The 12,890-nt window shown below is 35.1% G+C and carries 17 protein-coding genes; 12 read left to right on the top strand and 5 right to left on the bottom strand.

Features of this window, described 5'->3' with window-relative positions:
• Window positions 1-149 precede the first annotated feature (149 nt).
• The 3 genes from ACN1CN_RS13815 to ACN1CN_RS13805 all read left to right on the top strand — a co-directional run bounded on the left by ACN1CN_RS13815 (window position 150) and on the right by ACN1CN_RS13805 (window position 2,239).
• Window positions 150-1,106: a geranylgeranylglycerol-phosphate geranylgeranyltransferase gene (locus ACN1CN_RS13815; protein ID WP_264526099.1), complete on the top strand. Its 957-nt coding sequence runs from the start codon at window positions 150-152 to the stop codon at window positions 1,104-1,106.
• Window positions 1,073-1,264, top strand: coding sequence for a hypothetical protein (locus ACN1CN_RS13810; RefSeq protein ID WP_419136078.1), 192 nt, complete (start codon window positions 1,073-1,075; stop codon window positions 1,262-1,264). Before ACN1CN_RS13815 ends, ACN1CN_RS13810 begins: the two co-directional genes overlap by 34 nt.
• Window positions 1,265-1,330: 66 nt before the next feature.
• Window positions 1,331-2,239, top strand: coding sequence for a pseudouridine synthase (locus ACN1CN_RS13805; RefSeq protein WP_264526098.1), 909 nt, complete (start codon window positions 1,331-1,333; stop codon window positions 2,237-2,239).
• A 64-nt stretch (window positions 2,240-2,303) separates the two neighbouring features.
• Here ACN1CN_RS13805 and ACN1CN_RS13800 read toward each other — a convergent pair whose 3' ends face one another.
• Window positions 2,304-2,906 carry a DUF937 domain-containing protein gene (locus ACN1CN_RS13800; RefSeq protein ID WP_264526097.1) on the bottom strand — a complete coding sequence of 201 codons (603 nt, stop codon included), beginning with the start codon at window positions 2,904-2,906 and terminating at the stop codon, window positions 2,304-2,306.
• Window positions 2,907-3,186: 280 nt separating this feature from the next.
• Entirely contained in the window at window positions 3,187-3,687 is a 501-nt protein-coding gene (locus ACN1CN_RS13795) for a DUF456 domain-containing protein (protein WP_419136077.1), read from the bottom strand.
• 48 nt (window positions 3,688-3,735) lie between these two features.
• Between ACN1CN_RS13795 and ACN1CN_RS13790 the strand changes: the two genes are divergently transcribed.
• Together ACN1CN_RS13790 and ACN1CN_RS13785 are read left to right on the top strand one after the other, a co-directional pair.
• Window positions 3,736-4,119 carry a hypothetical protein gene (locus ACN1CN_RS13790; RefSeq protein WP_291284843.1) on the top strand — a complete coding sequence of 128 codons (384 nt, stop codon included), beginning with the start codon at window positions 3,736-3,738 and terminating at the stop codon, window positions 4,117-4,119.
• Between the two features lie 47 nt (window positions 4,120-4,166).
• Entirely contained in the window at window positions 4,167-4,652 is a 486-nt protein-coding gene (locus ACN1CN_RS13785; protein WP_419136076.1) for a hypothetical protein, read from the top strand.
• Window position 4,653: 1 nt separating this feature from the next.
• On the opposite strand, the gene ACN1CN_RS13780 is transcribed toward ACN1CN_RS13785, so the two are convergent.
• Both ACN1CN_RS13780 and ACN1CN_RS13775 read right to left on the bottom strand, forming a co-directional pair.
• Window positions 4,654-5,757, bottom strand: coding sequence for a glycosyltransferase family 2 protein (locus tag ACN1CN_RS13780; protein WP_419136075.1), 1,104 nt, complete (start codon window positions 5,755-5,757; stop codon window positions 4,654-4,656).
• Window positions 5,754-6,698 (bottom strand): hypothetical protein, encoded by a 945-nt coding sequence (locus tag ACN1CN_RS13775; RefSeq protein WP_419136074.1) that lies wholly within the window; start codon window positions 6,696-6,698, stop codon window positions 5,754-5,756. Before ACN1CN_RS13775 ends, ACN1CN_RS13780 begins: the two co-directional genes overlap by 4 nt.
• A gap of 108 nt (window positions 6,699-6,806) precedes the next feature.
• On the opposite strand from ACN1CN_RS13775, the gene ruvC reads away from it, so the two are divergent.
• From ruvC to ACN1CN_RS13740, 7 genes are all read left to right on the top strand, one after another.
• Window positions 6,807-7,361: a crossover junction endodeoxyribonuclease RuvC gene (gene ruvC, locus ACN1CN_RS13770; RefSeq protein ID WP_264526091.1), complete on the top strand. Its 555-nt coding sequence runs from the start codon at window positions 6,807-6,809 to the stop codon at window positions 7,359-7,361.
• A gap of 76 nt (window positions 7,362-7,437) precedes the next feature.
• Window positions 7,438-8,595, top strand: a complete 1,158-nt coding sequence (hemW, locus tag ACN1CN_RS13765) for a radical SAM family heme chaperone HemW (protein ID WP_419136073.1) — start codon at window positions 7,438-7,440, stop codon at window positions 8,593-8,595.
• Window positions 8,596-8,685: 90 nt separating this feature from the next.
• Window positions 8,686-9,474 (top strand): cyclase family protein, encoded by a 789-nt coding sequence (locus ACN1CN_RS13760; protein WP_419136072.1) that lies wholly within the window; start codon window positions 8,686-8,688, stop codon window positions 9,472-9,474.
• A 56-nt stretch (window positions 9,475-9,530) separates the two neighbouring features.
• Entirely contained in the window at window positions 9,531-9,932 is a 402-nt protein-coding gene (locus ACN1CN_RS13755) for a GNAT family N-acetyltransferase (protein ID WP_419136071.1), read from the top strand.
• Entirely contained in the window at window positions 9,929-10,279 is a 351-nt protein-coding gene (locus ACN1CN_RS13750) for a DUF4260 domain-containing protein (protein WP_419136070.1), read from the top strand. The genes ACN1CN_RS13755 and ACN1CN_RS13750 overlap by 4 nt, the downstream gene beginning before the upstream one ends.
• Before the next feature lie 8 nt (window positions 10,280-10,287).
• On the top strand, window positions 10,288-10,659 hold the full coding sequence (locus ACN1CN_RS13745; RefSeq protein ID WP_264526086.1) for an MmcQ/YjbR family DNA-binding protein: 372 nt from the start codon (window positions 10,288-10,290) through the stop codon (window positions 10,657-10,659).
• A 71-nt stretch (window positions 10,660-10,730) separates the two neighbouring features.
• Entirely contained in the window at window positions 10,731-11,432 is a 702-nt protein-coding gene (locus tag ACN1CN_RS13740) for a PH domain-containing protein (RefSeq protein ID WP_419136069.1), read from the top strand.
• A gap of 167 nt (window positions 11,433-11,599) precedes the next feature.
• Here the strand turns inward: ACN1CN_RS13740 and ACN1CN_RS13735 are convergent, their stop codons facing one another.
• The gene (locus ACN1CN_RS13735; RefSeq protein WP_419136068.1) at window positions 11,600-12,700 is read right to left on the bottom strand and encodes a DUF4407 domain-containing protein; all 1,101 of its coding nucleotides are present in this window, start codon (window positions 12,698-12,700) and stop codon (window positions 11,600-11,602) included.
• Window positions 12,701-12,890: the final 190 nt, after the last annotated feature.

Below are 12,890 nucleotides of genomic sequence, written 5' to 3'. Positions count from 1 at the left end.
GATTGCTGTCTTTATCTGCTCTGCAACTGGATCAAAACTTTTCGTTTTCGACTCCTGAAGCTCCAAATTCACAAGGAGCCCTTCTATGTTTTGCAGAAAGAGAACCTATAAACAAGTCTAGAATTAAAATCCGAAACCAAAATCAAAAAATGTTAAGCAGACAGCACAAACTTTTAGTCATGAAAATTGTTAGTTTGTTCTCCGTAGTGAGAGGCTATAACATTCCGATTATTGTTTTGGCGCAATACTTATCAGCCATTTTTATACTGGCACCTGAAAAAAGAGCGCTCGACATTTTACTGGATTTTAATCTGTTTCTAATCGTTTTTGCCTCCGCGATTACTATTGCTTCGGGGTATATCATTAACAATTTTTACGACAGCCAAAAAGACCTAATCAACAGACCTAATAAATCAATGCTGGACCGATTAGTGAGTCAAAAAACAAAGCTATCGGTTTATTTCACGCTCAATTTTATTGCCGCTTTAATGGCTCTTATTGTTTCCGGGCGTGCTTTCCTGTTTTTCTCGGTATATATTTTCCTAATCTGGTTTTATTCTCATAAAATAAAAAAGTACCCCATTGTAGGCAATCTTACTGCGGCTTTTTTGGCAGTAGTTCCGTTTTTTGCTATTCTTTTGTATTTCTACAACAAGATTTCATTTGAAGAAATCGAAGACCATATGAGTCATTTTATGGTCATCTCCTCTCATGCCGTTTTCCTCTTTTTATTATTACTGATTCGGGAAATGATAAAAGATTTAGAGAATCTGAAAGGCGATTTGGCAAACAATTACAGAACCATCCCGATTCTTTACAATGAAAAAGTTTCGAAACAGATCATTACCATCCTGACGCTCCTAACCGTGGTTCCGGTTTACATCCTAATCAACATTTATGATGTGGGTTATATGGACATTTACTTTTACATCTGTTTTGCCGTATTGCTTTTTTTCCTGATTTATTTATGGAAATCAAATTCTAAAGAGCAATTTTTATTACTTCACAATGTCCTTAAATTTTTGATCGTTTCGGGTGTTTTCTGCATCGTACTCATTAACCCTAGTGTTTTATGGCATGGGAAAAATTTACTACTGAAGTCATAAAAGACTGTATGCACACCGGTGAGGCTGATTTTGACAAGTTTTCACAGCTCTTTTTATACTTTGTGCCTACTATACTTTTTAAAACACAACTTGTCTCAAAATACGTAAAAGAAGCCGATTGTTACCCTTCGGCAACTCTAAAAAACAACAGCTATTAATCTAAGAACAATGAACTTAGGATTATTTAGCAAGAATAAACTATCTTTGCACAAATTACAGAATTTATGAACAATAAGGAAGGCAATAATAAAAGAGGCGGATCGAGACCAAATAGCTCTAGGCCAAACTCTAACAAGCCAAAACCTCCTATGGCGAAACGTGCTCAAGGGCCGAAAAAAGTGAACCCTGCTGTGAAAGCTGCCGAAGAAGCAAAGGCGGAAAAAGTTAAAAAACAGAATCAGGCTCCAAAAAGACAAAAAGCTGCAGACGAAATTCGTTTGAACAAATACATCTCTAATTCAGGTGTTTGTTCACGTCGTGATGCCGATATATACATTCAGTCCGGAAATGTTAAAGTAAATGGTGTTCCGGTAACTGAGATGGGTTATTTAGTAAAATTAAATGATGTTGTAAATTTTGACGGTGTTACTTTAACTCCTGAAAAGAAAGAATACATTTTATTAAACAAACCTAAAAACTTTACAACTGCTCTTGACGAAGGTCAGGAATACCGTAATGTTTTAGAATTAGTTCGTGGTTCTACAACGTCAAAAATTGCTCCGATTGGAAGAATGGACAAAAATACAACTGGTTTGTTGTTGTTTACGAACGATACTGATATGATTCGTAAGTTTACTTTACCCAATCAGAAATCATCTAAAATCTACCAGGTTTCTTTAGATAAAAACCTAAAATTTGAGGATTTAGAAAAAATAAGCAAAGGCTTGGTTCTTGACGGACACCGCGTTTTTGTTGAAGAAATCAGTTATATTGAAAAAGAAGCGAAAAGTGAAGTAGGTCTTAAATTACGTTCTTCGAATGTAAAAGTGGTACGTGCTATTTTCGAGAACTTTGATTATGATGTGTTGCGTATTGACCGTGTATCATTTGCAGGTTTAACCAAGAAGAATTTACCAAGAGGTAACTGGCGTTTTTTAACTGACCAGGAAATCATCAACTTGAAAAACGTTTAAGGAAACCAATCAAATTGGTGAAGATATAGATCCTGTTTTACTTTTGTAAGACGGGATTTTTTATTTAGAAGCTAAAAAAGTTATGTCCGAATAATGTAAAAATAGATCTTCCTATAGATTGGTTTTTTTCTTCTACCGATTCGTAACATGAAAATCCAAGGATAATTTTGATTCCGGGCGGAATACTGTTTAAGATATCTCTCTTTTGATCTTCTAAGAGTAGTTTTAAACTCTCTACGATTTGGATATTATTCTTAAGATAAGAGACGACTAATAAGGCTGAAAAGTTAAGAATCTCTCTGGCTGTCTCACTTTTGATTCCGACTTCGTTAGAAATCATTTCAGAAATCCTGCCTTTTTTATTGGTAAAAATTTCTTTCAGCAAACCATTTCCTTCTAATCGGTAACAATCATCAACGGATAAAATACGACCCGATGCAAAATCAACTTCCTGGTAAAAGGTCGAATCGTCCTTTAGTAATGAAGTTATGCCTTTGTAAAAATCTGACTCCTCGGCCCTGTTGTACAACCCCATTAAAACTGTACCTATCGAAACATCGATTCCCTTAATTAAAAGCGCATCATTTTCAAAATAAAACTTGTTTAACTTTGAAACAACATTAGAAGAAATAAAACGTCTAAGTTCGATTTGTAGGTTTGGAGTCATACTTAACTTGTTTAAAATTATTTAAATCCATTCAAAATAATCGACAAAGTGAGGCTTTTTATCGTTTATCAGGATAAAAATATAAAATATTCTAACATTTCCAAAAAATAAGTTAAATAGTGAATTGTGGCTTTAACAATTGTTAAACCTAAAAATCCCGAAGTTCCAGTAAACATAACCCATTCGTAATCAAAACAAATAAAAATTGCTTAGAAAAAAATACTGGTTTTTTTAATAAAAAATGAAAAAATAAGAAAAAGCTTAAGGATAAATACCCGATTTAAAACAGTAATAGGCGATTTTGCCAAACAATGCTAATAAAAATACCCAGGTAGATAATGCAGCATAAAAAATTCACAAAACTGGAGGCCAGAAAACCCAAAACAGAACCTGTCGCTGCTTTTAATGCGCGCTGATGATTGGTCGAATCATAGATCAATTCTCCAACAAGAGCCCCGATAAAAGGCCCGATAATCACTCCAAAAGGAATAGGAGCAATAATACCAACGATTAAACCAATGTTCGTTCCCCAGACTCCATACGAACTCCCGCCAAACTTCTTTGTCCCTTTTGCCGGAATCACATAATCGAGAATTGTAATTGCAATGGTAAACACTAGTGTAATTCCTAAAACCCAATAATTATTCTCAACAGCTTTTGTCAGATACAACAACAATAGCCCCACCCAACAAGATGACAATCCGGGTAACACAGGTAAAAAACTACCAAAAATCCCAACAATCATGCATACAAAACCAAGTAATAACAATAGTAAATCCATATCTTTTTTTGTAAATTTGAGGTACAAACTTTCTAAAGGAACAAATTAATGCGTCAATTTTTGCAATTTATCTCCTGTAGTTTTCTGATCCTTGCCATCAACTGCAATTTGTGTGCCCAAACTAAAAAACTATCAGTTGACGATCAGCTGTTGCAGGACAGTATTTATAAAAGTAATAAGAAAAAAGTACTTAACTTTTCGATGAAAGATTTTGATGCGCTGTTCTTCGAATATTTCAATCGCAAAAATAATCCAAATATTGTACTAACTAAAACCGAGTTCTACAATTACACCGTCCAGATAGCTACTTTTTCTGATCGGCTTGCTTCTTTATATCCTGAACAAAAAGAAGTTGCAGCACAAAACAAAGAAAAATGGTTTTCAGAAAACTATGAAGATTATTTGCAATTCAAAGCTTCCCAAAAAAAATAATCGTATTTTTATATTCTAATTTGTTCATTCAATCCAACATCAAAATCTTGAAGCAGCCTTTCTTTTTAGTACTTGTTTTATTTTTCAATTCTTGTCAATATTTTGAGAAGCAGGTTCCGTCTGAAAAAGAATTACTTCAAAAGGAATTAAAATCCATTAACTGGAAAGAGGTTGATGAATTTCCATCTGTAGCCAATTGCGAAAAAATAGCTGACAAAAAGCAACGTCAGCAATGTTTTTTTGAAGTAATGGCACAGCTTATTCAGGAGAAACTGGATATTGACACCCTTTCTATACTGTATCCTGAACTGGATACTATCGAAGTGAAAGTGACGGTTTTTCCTAATGCAACAATGAAATTTGAACCACAATTTCCCAAAGATTCCGTTGCCTACGATACGATTAAAATCGATAGTATTCTACATGCCCGTTTGGTCGATTTTCCTAAAATAAATCCGGCACTTAAACGCGGAATTCCGGTAAAAACTCAGTTTATCCTGCCTGTTATTCTTAAGGCAAAAGAAAAAAAATAGTTTATTTTGTAAACTTTCTCCCCTTCCATTCATAAGAACCAAACAAACTGTACAGCGCCACAGCAGAGCTAAAAAAAGGATACAACAGGCTACTTAAAAACAAACTTTTTATACGGTTATTTGTCAAAAATTGATTGGTACAACTGAGTAAAATAAAATCGATTGTAAATTTAAAAAAGGCAAAACAAACGAAAAAATAATAGGGCCAGATCAAAAAGAGTACTCCAAAAAAACCTGTTAAAAAACTCAGGTTTCCCAAGAAAACAATTACCCCTAAAATCTTTCCAAAGCTACTTTGATACGAGCTTGTTTTGGCCGCCCAACGCACTCTCTGATAAAATAAGGTTTTCCAGTCTTCCGTTGGTTTTGTTGTAACAATTGCTTCTGTTGCTTTTAAATAGTGTACTTCATCAGGGAATTTTGCAACCGCTTTTTGCAGTAAAAAAACATCATCACCGCTGGCAATTTTATCATTCCCCTCAAATCCGTTTAAATTTTCGAATACTGATTTAGTATAGGCAAAATTAGCGCCGTTGCACATAAAGGCTCTTTTAAGTCCAAAGCTTCCAATTGTTGCTCCTTGTAAACTTGTCAGATCCAATTGCTGGAAATGATGCAAAAAGGAGTGTTCACTAGCATAGGTCACCACTCCTGCCAGCATAGAAACCTTATTTTGCTGAATGTAATTATCGAAGGTTAACAGCCAGTTCTGGTGCACCAGACAATCGGCATCAGTAGTAATGACCCATTGGTTTTTTACCTGTTGCATGGCCGTCAAAATAGCATCTTTTTTGGGAGAATTTGAAACCCGAATATTGTCAATTTGGGAAATTTGAAATTTGAAATTTGAAATTTGAAATTTCTCCTTAGAATTATCATCTACCAAAATAACTTCAAACAAATCATTCGGGTAATTCAGTTTTGAAAAACTCGCTAAAAGCTTAGGTAAATTCTCCTCTTCATCCCGAAACGGAACTATAATGGTAAAACTAGTTTGAGGTTTTAAATCTGTACTTTGATACTTTTTCACTTTAGCAAAACCATAAACAAGCCAACCAATAGCAAACATGTAAATGCCTAATACGACATACAATCCCAAAATCATTCTGCAGTTCTGGTTTTAAAATTCAACACATAATAAGCCCCAATAACAACAGGTAAAACCACGTTAAGAAACCACATCAGAGTGCTGATAAAAACTACAATCCATTCGTTTACACCTAAAATTCCGAAGAAATAAATAGCAACACTTCCTTTTACAGCAAAATCCAGAAATTGAAAAGTAGGTAGTGACGAAGCCAAAAAGTAAACCACAGCAATGGTTGCAATTAAGGTGAAATACGGCAAATCGACATCAAAAGCCAAAAACAAAAAGTAGTACTGATGCGAAAAAACCAAATAACGCAAAACCCCTAAAAGAATATTTTTGCGGTGAATTGGTTTTGGAATTTCATTGATCTTATGTACTAATTTCTCAATCGAATATCCTTTAATTTTTATTTTCTTCAGCGAAAACAAAACAACAAAAAGCAATACAAAAATTCCAAACAAAACGGCCACCGTTTGCGTTGTAATGATCTCATGCTTGGCATTAAAATACAACAACCCAAAAATCCCGAAAATCACCGTTAAAATCATCTGGATTCCGTTGCAGATCAGGTTTAAGAAAATTACTTTTTTAGCCTCTGATTTCGAATAATACAATGCTTTTCCCGCATACTCTCCTACTCCATTTGGCGTAAAAATTCCCGCTGTTAAAGCTGCCAGCACTTGTTTAGCCGCTTCTCCCAAAGAAATTTCATGGATTACCTTTGCCAGATTCTGCCATTTCAGAATTTCGAAATAACGATTCAAAACACTCAAAAGCAAGATAAAACCAATTCCTACTACCGACTGATTTTTACGAAACAGCACGATGAACTTTTGCCAGTCAAGTTTATCATTGTGCGCCAACTGATTATAAATAAAGTAAAATGCACCACCTACAATCAAAAGTTTGATTAGAAGAACAAGGAATTGCTTAGCTTTGTGAGGAATTGAAATCATGTTGCAAAAGTAATCAATTTGAAAATGTGGCAATTTGAAAATGAGTAAATGAATTATCTTAATTTTCAAAAACCTGAAACTTGAAACAGCAAACCTGAAACAAAAAAATTGACAAAAGAACGCATCATATTAGGTATTGACCCCGGAACCACAATTATGGGTTTCGGATTAATTAAAGTCATTAATAAAAAAATGGAATTTCTGCAGCTTAACGAATTGCAGCTTTCCAAATACGACAATCATTACCAAAAATTAAAAATCATATTTGAACGTACGATCGAATTAATAGAAACGCACCATCCCGACGAAATTGCGATTGAGGCTCCTTTCTTTGGAAAAAACGTGCAGTCGATGCTAAAGCTAGGTCGTGCACAGGGTGTCGCAATGGCAGCGGGACTTTCGAGAGACATTCCGATCACAGAATACGAACCCAAAAAGATTAAAATGGCCATTACCGGAAACGGAAACGCCAGTAAAGAACAAGTCGCCAAAATGCTGCAACAACTTTTAGGCCTGAAAGAATTACCTAAAAACCTCGATTCAACAGATGGTTTAGCAGCTGCTGTTTGTCACTTTTTCAATTCCGGAAAAGTGGTTGCCGGTAAAAGTTATTCGGGCTGGGATGCTTTTGTGAAACAAAATGAAGAACGAATTAAAAAATAGTTTTCAGTCGCAGTCACAGTTTACAACTAAAAAATACTGAGACTGAAAACCGGGACTGAAAACTGAGACTACAATCATGAGCGGTATTTACATCCATATCCCTTTTTGCAAGCAGGCTTGTCACTATTGCGACTTTCATTTTTCAACTTCAATGAAAAAGAAAGACGAGATGGTTTTGGCATTAGCCAAAGAAATCGTCATGCGAAAAGAGGAGTTTAAACTTCTTGACTCTGCTCAAAATGACAACCAGATTGAAACTATTTATTTTGGCGGTGGGACTCCCTCGGTTTTGAATAATGACGAGATAAACTTTTTAATCGATACCGTTTACAACAATTATAAGGTAGCAGAAAATCCGGAAATAACGCTCGAAGCAAATCCTGATGATTTGTCTCCGGAACGTATCCTGGAATTATCAAAAAGTCCTATAAACCGCTTAAGCATTGGGATCCAGTCGTTCTATGAAGCGGATTTAAAAATGATGAACCGCGCTCATAATGCGGCAGAGGCCCTAAATTGTTTAAAAGAAGCCACCAGGTATTTCGACAATATTTCACTCGATTTGATCTACGGAATTCCCGGTCTGACTGATGAAATGTGGAAAAAGAATATTGAAACAGCTCTGTCCTTTGGCATTCCGCACATTTCAAGTTATGCCCTGACGGTAGAACCCAAAACGGCTCTAAAAAAACTGATCGACACCGGTAAAATTGCAGAACCACAAGACGAAGCCGCTTCCAATCATTTTATAATTCTGGTTGATACCCTTGAAAAAAATGGGTTTATTCATTACGAATTATCCAATTTCGGAAAGGAGAATTATTTCTCCAAAAACAATTCGGCTTACTGGCTGGGTAAAAAATACATCGGAATTGGCCCTTCGGCACACAGCTATGATGGCGAAAAAAGAGGTTGGAATGTAGCGAATAATTCCCTTTATATCAAATCAATTCAGAATGAAGAACTTCCCCTAGAAACTGAAATCCTGTCTAAATCTGATCGTTATAACGAATATATTATGACGGGTTTAAGAACCATTTGGGGCGTTTCCTTAGATCGGATTGAAGCTGAATTTGGCTCAGATTATCTGGATTATCTCCAAAAACAATCTCAGAAATTCCTGAACGACGATTTACTTTTTATCGAAAACAACATTCTAAGACCAACCGCAAAAGGAAAATTTTTAACGGATGGAATTGCAAGTGATCTCTTTTACTTAAATTTGGAAGAATAAAAATCGAACGCTGATAAAACGGATGCAAGCAACGCTGATAAAAATCCGTAAAAATCCGCGCTAGAATATCTGCAAAATCCGTGTTCCATTATGCTAGCACTTATTGACAACAAATATCAAATCGACTTATCAAAACCCATTGATATTTCAATTCCGTTAACGAATACAGACGAAAACCCGATTGCCTGGTACATCGAAAAACCCGTTATTGAACCGGTCGTTTTTGGCGATTGGATCGGGAAAGTTTCAGAAGGAAAATCATCTACCAATTTTAATAATATTTTCTTCAATCCGCATGGGCATGGAACGCACACAGAATGTTTGGGGCATATCACAAATGACTTTTATAGTATCAATGAATGTTTAAAACAGTTTTTCTTTTTGGCTCAACTGATTACGGTTGAACCTGAAAAGATTGGTGATGATCTGGTGATTACAAAAGATCACATTTCGACTTCGCTCAATGGGACAAATGATTCGTCTTCGCCCACCAAAACAATTGAAGCTTTAATTATTAGGACACTTCCAAACCAAAAAGATAAAAAGTCAAGGAAATACTCGAATACAAATCCGCCGTATTTATCTGAGGAAGCCGCTATTTTCATCCGTGAAAGCGGGATTCAGCATTTGTTAATTGACTTGCCAAGTGTAGACAAAGAACATGACGAGGGAAAATTGCTGGCTCATAAAGCTTTTTGGAATGTAAAAGATACGCTTCATTTAAACGCTGATGCGAGATTAAACGCAACGATTACCGAAATGATTTTTGTTTCGGATGAAATCAAAGATGGCGACTACATACTAAATCTCCAGATTGCTTCGTTTGAAAACGATGCAAGTCCAAGTAAACCATTGTTATTTGAGATTTCAGGTTGTTGATTTCAAATCTTACCATCTAAAGTCTAAAATCTAAAATCTAAAACAAATACTCTAAAATGATAACCGTTTCGACCGATAAAACTAAACTTGATGTTCCGTTTATACAAAATTTCCTGAAGGATATTTACTGGGCTGCGGGAAGGACTATTGAAGAAGTTCAGACCACAATTGATGCCTCGGTTTGTTTCGGAATTTACCTCAATGACAAACAAATTGGCTTTGCGAGGGTTATTACAGACTATGTCGTTTTTGGATATGTAATGGATGTTTTTATTACCGAAGAACAGCGTGGTAAAGGATATTCGTCTGTTTTAATAGAAGCGATGATGAATGAACCTGTTCTAAAAAACATTCAAATATGGAGGTTGGCGACTACTGATGCTCATTTTTTATATGAAAAATTTGGTTTTACAGCCTTGCAGCATCCCGAAAAAATGATGGAAAAGAAAATAACATGAAAACAATAATTAAACTTGAAGAATTAGGAATGTTGCTGCTCGGAATCTATTTATTTAGCCTTCTAAACTATCAATGGTGGTGGTTTTTAGTCTTCATTTTGGCTCCGGACCTTTCGATGATAGCTTATGTATTTAATCCTAAAATTGGTGCTTTTTTGTACAATATATTCCATCATAAAGGGCTCGCGATCTTAGTTTATATAGTGGGTTGTTATTTAAAAACGGAACCCATTCAGCTTATCGGAATTATTCTATTCTCGCACGCTGCAATGGATCGTTTCTTCGGTTATGGGTTAAAATATCAAAAAGGTTTTAAGTATACACATTTAGGTGAAATTGGTAAATAAAAAATAATATGAATCTGGAAACGTACTACGAATATTGTCTTTCGAAAAAGGGTGTTAGCGAACATTTTCCTTTTGATGAAGACACTTTGGTTTTTAAAGTTGGCGGAAAAATGTTTGCATTATCCTCCTTATCGCAATGGGAAAAAAATGAGCCTTCGGTTAATTTAAAATGTGATCCGGAACGCGCTCAGGAACTAAGAGCCGAGTATGACGAGATCAAACCCGGATTTCACATGAGCAAAGTACATTGGAATACGATTGCCCTCAACGGAAACTTACCGACCTCTTTCGTCAAAGAATTGATTGATCACTCGTATGAATTGGTTTTCAAAAGTTTGACAAAGAAAATTCAGAATGAAATTATCGAATTAGAAAATTAGGCATTACATTTGCAGCATAAGACAAAAAACTTAGCAACTCAGTTACAGTGTAACTTAGCAACTTATCAATCATGAAAGAACAATTTAAAAAATTTCTGAACGAAGAACAAGACCCTAAAGCGATTGAAAAAATCACTTCGAAACTCAATGATTTATTGATGAAAAACGAAGAAGTTGGGTACATCGCGGTTCAAAAAAAACCAGCAATTACTGTTTTTCCGGATAGCATAATCTTAACAAATAAACGTATCATTATTTGCAAACCTAAAAACTTAGGTCTTTCAATGGATTTTACAGATTATACCTGGGATGATATTGCCAGTACTTTTGTAAAAGAGAATATTTTAGGTTCTGAATTTTCATTTGGCACCAAAACGGATCTGGCCATTTCGATCGATTATATCCCAAAAACTCAGGCAAGAAAAATTTATACTTATGCTAAAGAGCAATTGGATTTGTTGAAAAATCCTGTTGTAACAGAAGCCCCTGCAGCAGAACCAACACCAATCGTTGAAGATGATTTTGAGGAAGTTGAAGAAGTTGAAACGGAAGAAGTTACCAGTTTTGCCGAAATTTTACCTGCAACAACTCCTTATGAAACTTTTGAGCCTATACAACCGACTCAAACTCATGCCGGAGAACGTAAATTGAGCGACCTATCCAAAGAGGAACTTTTTGACAAACTGCAGAATTATAAAAAATTGCTTGACAATGGTTTAATTATGCAGGGAGAATATGATACCTATAAAAAAGAGATTTTAAGCTATATGTAGCTTGTAAAATGTAAAATGTGATTGGTGAAATGACTTCTTACATCTTACTAAAAATAAAAAAGTCTTAAGCTCTAATTGAACTTAAGACTTTTTTTTATTTGATCGATCTCGTTTTAAAGATCATTTCACTTTTTACAAGCTACATTTTAGAAATCACATTTCACATCTCACAATGTTGCTTTCTGCTTCTCCACAAAACTATTCGATTGTAATTCAAGTAATTCCTTTGCATTTTTACGCTGCAAATCATAGAGGCCTCTATCTCCGGCAATATCGGCATAAACTTTATCGTGCATTTCGGCACTCGTTTTAACCAATAATTCGCGCTGGTATTTGTTTTGCTCCAAAGTGGCTTTCATCGCCGTTTCGGCTTCTTCCTGTTTAAAATCAAACTCACCTTTCGGAGCTAATAATTTGGCTATAATCGGAGAAGTTTCAATGGCTAAAAACAACAACATTATAAAAAAAGACGGCAGCCACGGCAATTTATTCAATGCATTGATACGTGCCATTAAACCGTCAAAACCTTCAATGATGGGCTGTGTTTGTGTGACTTTTTTATCTAAATCGGCCTGTAATTGTTTTCCTGTTTTTTCTTTCTCGGCAATTTTGGCTTCATTAGTGGTCTTTAATGCTGCTAAGTCTTTTAGAGCTGCATCGTGTTTCTCTCGTTTTTCTTTATAAACCGGTCCTTTTCCAAGTTTTTTGGTTCCTGAAGTTCCTTCGGCTTCTGTGATATAAGTCGAATACAAATCATTTACCTCTTTTTCTTTTTTCAGAACATCATTTTTCAAAGCTGCAATCTCAGCCTTATTTTTATCTAAATCTGATTTGAAATAATTGCCAACCTGCTTTTTGTTCGCTAATTCCATTTCATTTTTTTCCTTTAATAAAACCGTATTGATTTCTTTTTCGAAAATTTTAATCTCCAAAGGTTTTGAAATTACGATTGCAATAATAATTGCCAATATGATTCTGGGGGTCGCCTGAATAAACTCATCCATAAAACGATCTCTTTTTTTAATCGTCGAAACGATAAATCGATCCAGATTAAAAATGAGCAAACTCCAGACAAATCCAAAAATTAAAGCCGGATAAATAGAATCAAAAACGGTAAAAAGCGCATAAGCACTGGCCAGAAAAGCCATAACTGCAGTAAAAAATACGGTGGCACCAATACCAACGTATTTGGTTTGCTCGCCATTTGAACAGCCCTCGAGCAGATCACGATCGGCTCCCGAGCAGAGAATAAAAAATTGTTTTAACATGATTGATGATTTTTGATTGATGATTATTTTATCAACTCGCCTTTCGGGCTCATATGATAGGGCAAATTTAGCGCCAAAAAATCAAATTCTAAGTTAAATAGTTCATTTGTTTTAAGTTGGCTTCTTAAAAAACATTTCAATAATAAATGTTATTTTAACATTAATCTATTTTTAATGTTGAATAGGAATC

The organism is Flavobacterium sp. T12S277 (assembly GCF_048514875.1).
GTDB lineage: Bacteria > Bacteroidota > Bacteroidia > Flavobacteriales > Flavobacteriaceae > Flavobacterium.
Note: the sequence above shows the minus strand (reverse complement) of the source record. Positions and strands in the feature narration are given on the sequence as shown.

Excerpts from the sequence above, each read along its gene's own strand:
- ACN1CN_RS13815 (WP_264526099.1), top strand. The coding sequence starts at position 150 with ATGTTAAGCAGACAGCACAAACTTTTAGTCATGAAAATTGTTAGTTTG.
- ACN1CN_RS13810 (WP_419136078.1), top strand. The coding sequence starts at position 1,073 with ATGGCATGGGAAAAATTTACTACTGAAGTCATAAAAGACTGTATGCAC.
- ACN1CN_RS13805 (WP_264526098.1), top strand. The coding sequence starts at position 1,331 with ATGAACAATAAGGAAGGCAATAATAAAAGAGGCGGATCGAGACCAAAT.
- ACN1CN_RS13800 (WP_264526097.1), bottom strand. The coding sequence starts at position 2,906 with ATGACTCCAAACCTACAAATCGAACTTAGACGTTTTATTTCTTCTAAT.
- ACN1CN_RS13795 (WP_419136077.1), bottom strand. The coding sequence starts at position 3,687 with ATGGATTTACTATTGTTATTACTTGGTTTTGTATGCATGATTGTTGGG.
- ACN1CN_RS13790 (WP_291284843.1), top strand. The coding sequence starts at position 3,736 with ATGCGTCAATTTTTGCAATTTATCTCCTGTAGTTTTCTGATCCTTGCC.
- ACN1CN_RS13780 (WP_419136075.1), bottom strand. The coding sequence starts at position 5,757 with ATGATTTTGGGATTGTATGTCGTATTAGGCATTTACATGTTTGCTATT.
- ACN1CN_RS13775 (WP_419136074.1), bottom strand. The coding sequence starts at position 6,698 with ATGATTTCAATTCCTCACAAAGCTAAGCAATTCCTTGTTCTTCTAATC.
- hemW (WP_419136073.1), top strand. The coding sequence starts at position 7,438 with ATGAGCGGTATTTACATCCATATCCCTTTTTGCAAGCAGGCTTGTCAC.
- ACN1CN_RS13760 (WP_419136072.1), top strand. The coding sequence starts at position 8,686 with ATGCTAGCACTTATTGACAACAAATATCAAATCGACTTATCAAAACCC.
- ACN1CN_RS13755 (WP_419136071.1), top strand. The coding sequence starts at position 9,531 with ATGATAACCGTTTCGACCGATAAAACTAAACTTGATGTTCCGTTTATA.
- ACN1CN_RS13750 (WP_419136070.1), top strand. The coding sequence starts at position 9,929 with ATGAAAACAATAATTAAACTTGAAGAATTAGGAATGTTGCTGCTCGGA.
- ACN1CN_RS13745 (WP_264526086.1), top strand. The coding sequence starts at position 10,288 with ATGAATCTGGAAACGTACTACGAATATTGTCTTTCGAAAAAGGGTGTT.
- ACN1CN_RS13740 (WP_419136069.1), top strand. The coding sequence starts at position 10,731 with ATGAAAGAACAATTTAAAAAATTTCTGAACGAAGAACAAGACCCTAAA.
- ACN1CN_RS13735 (WP_419136068.1), bottom strand. The coding sequence starts at position 12,700 with ATGTTAAAACAATTTTTTATTCTCTGCTCGGGAGCCGATCGTGATCTG.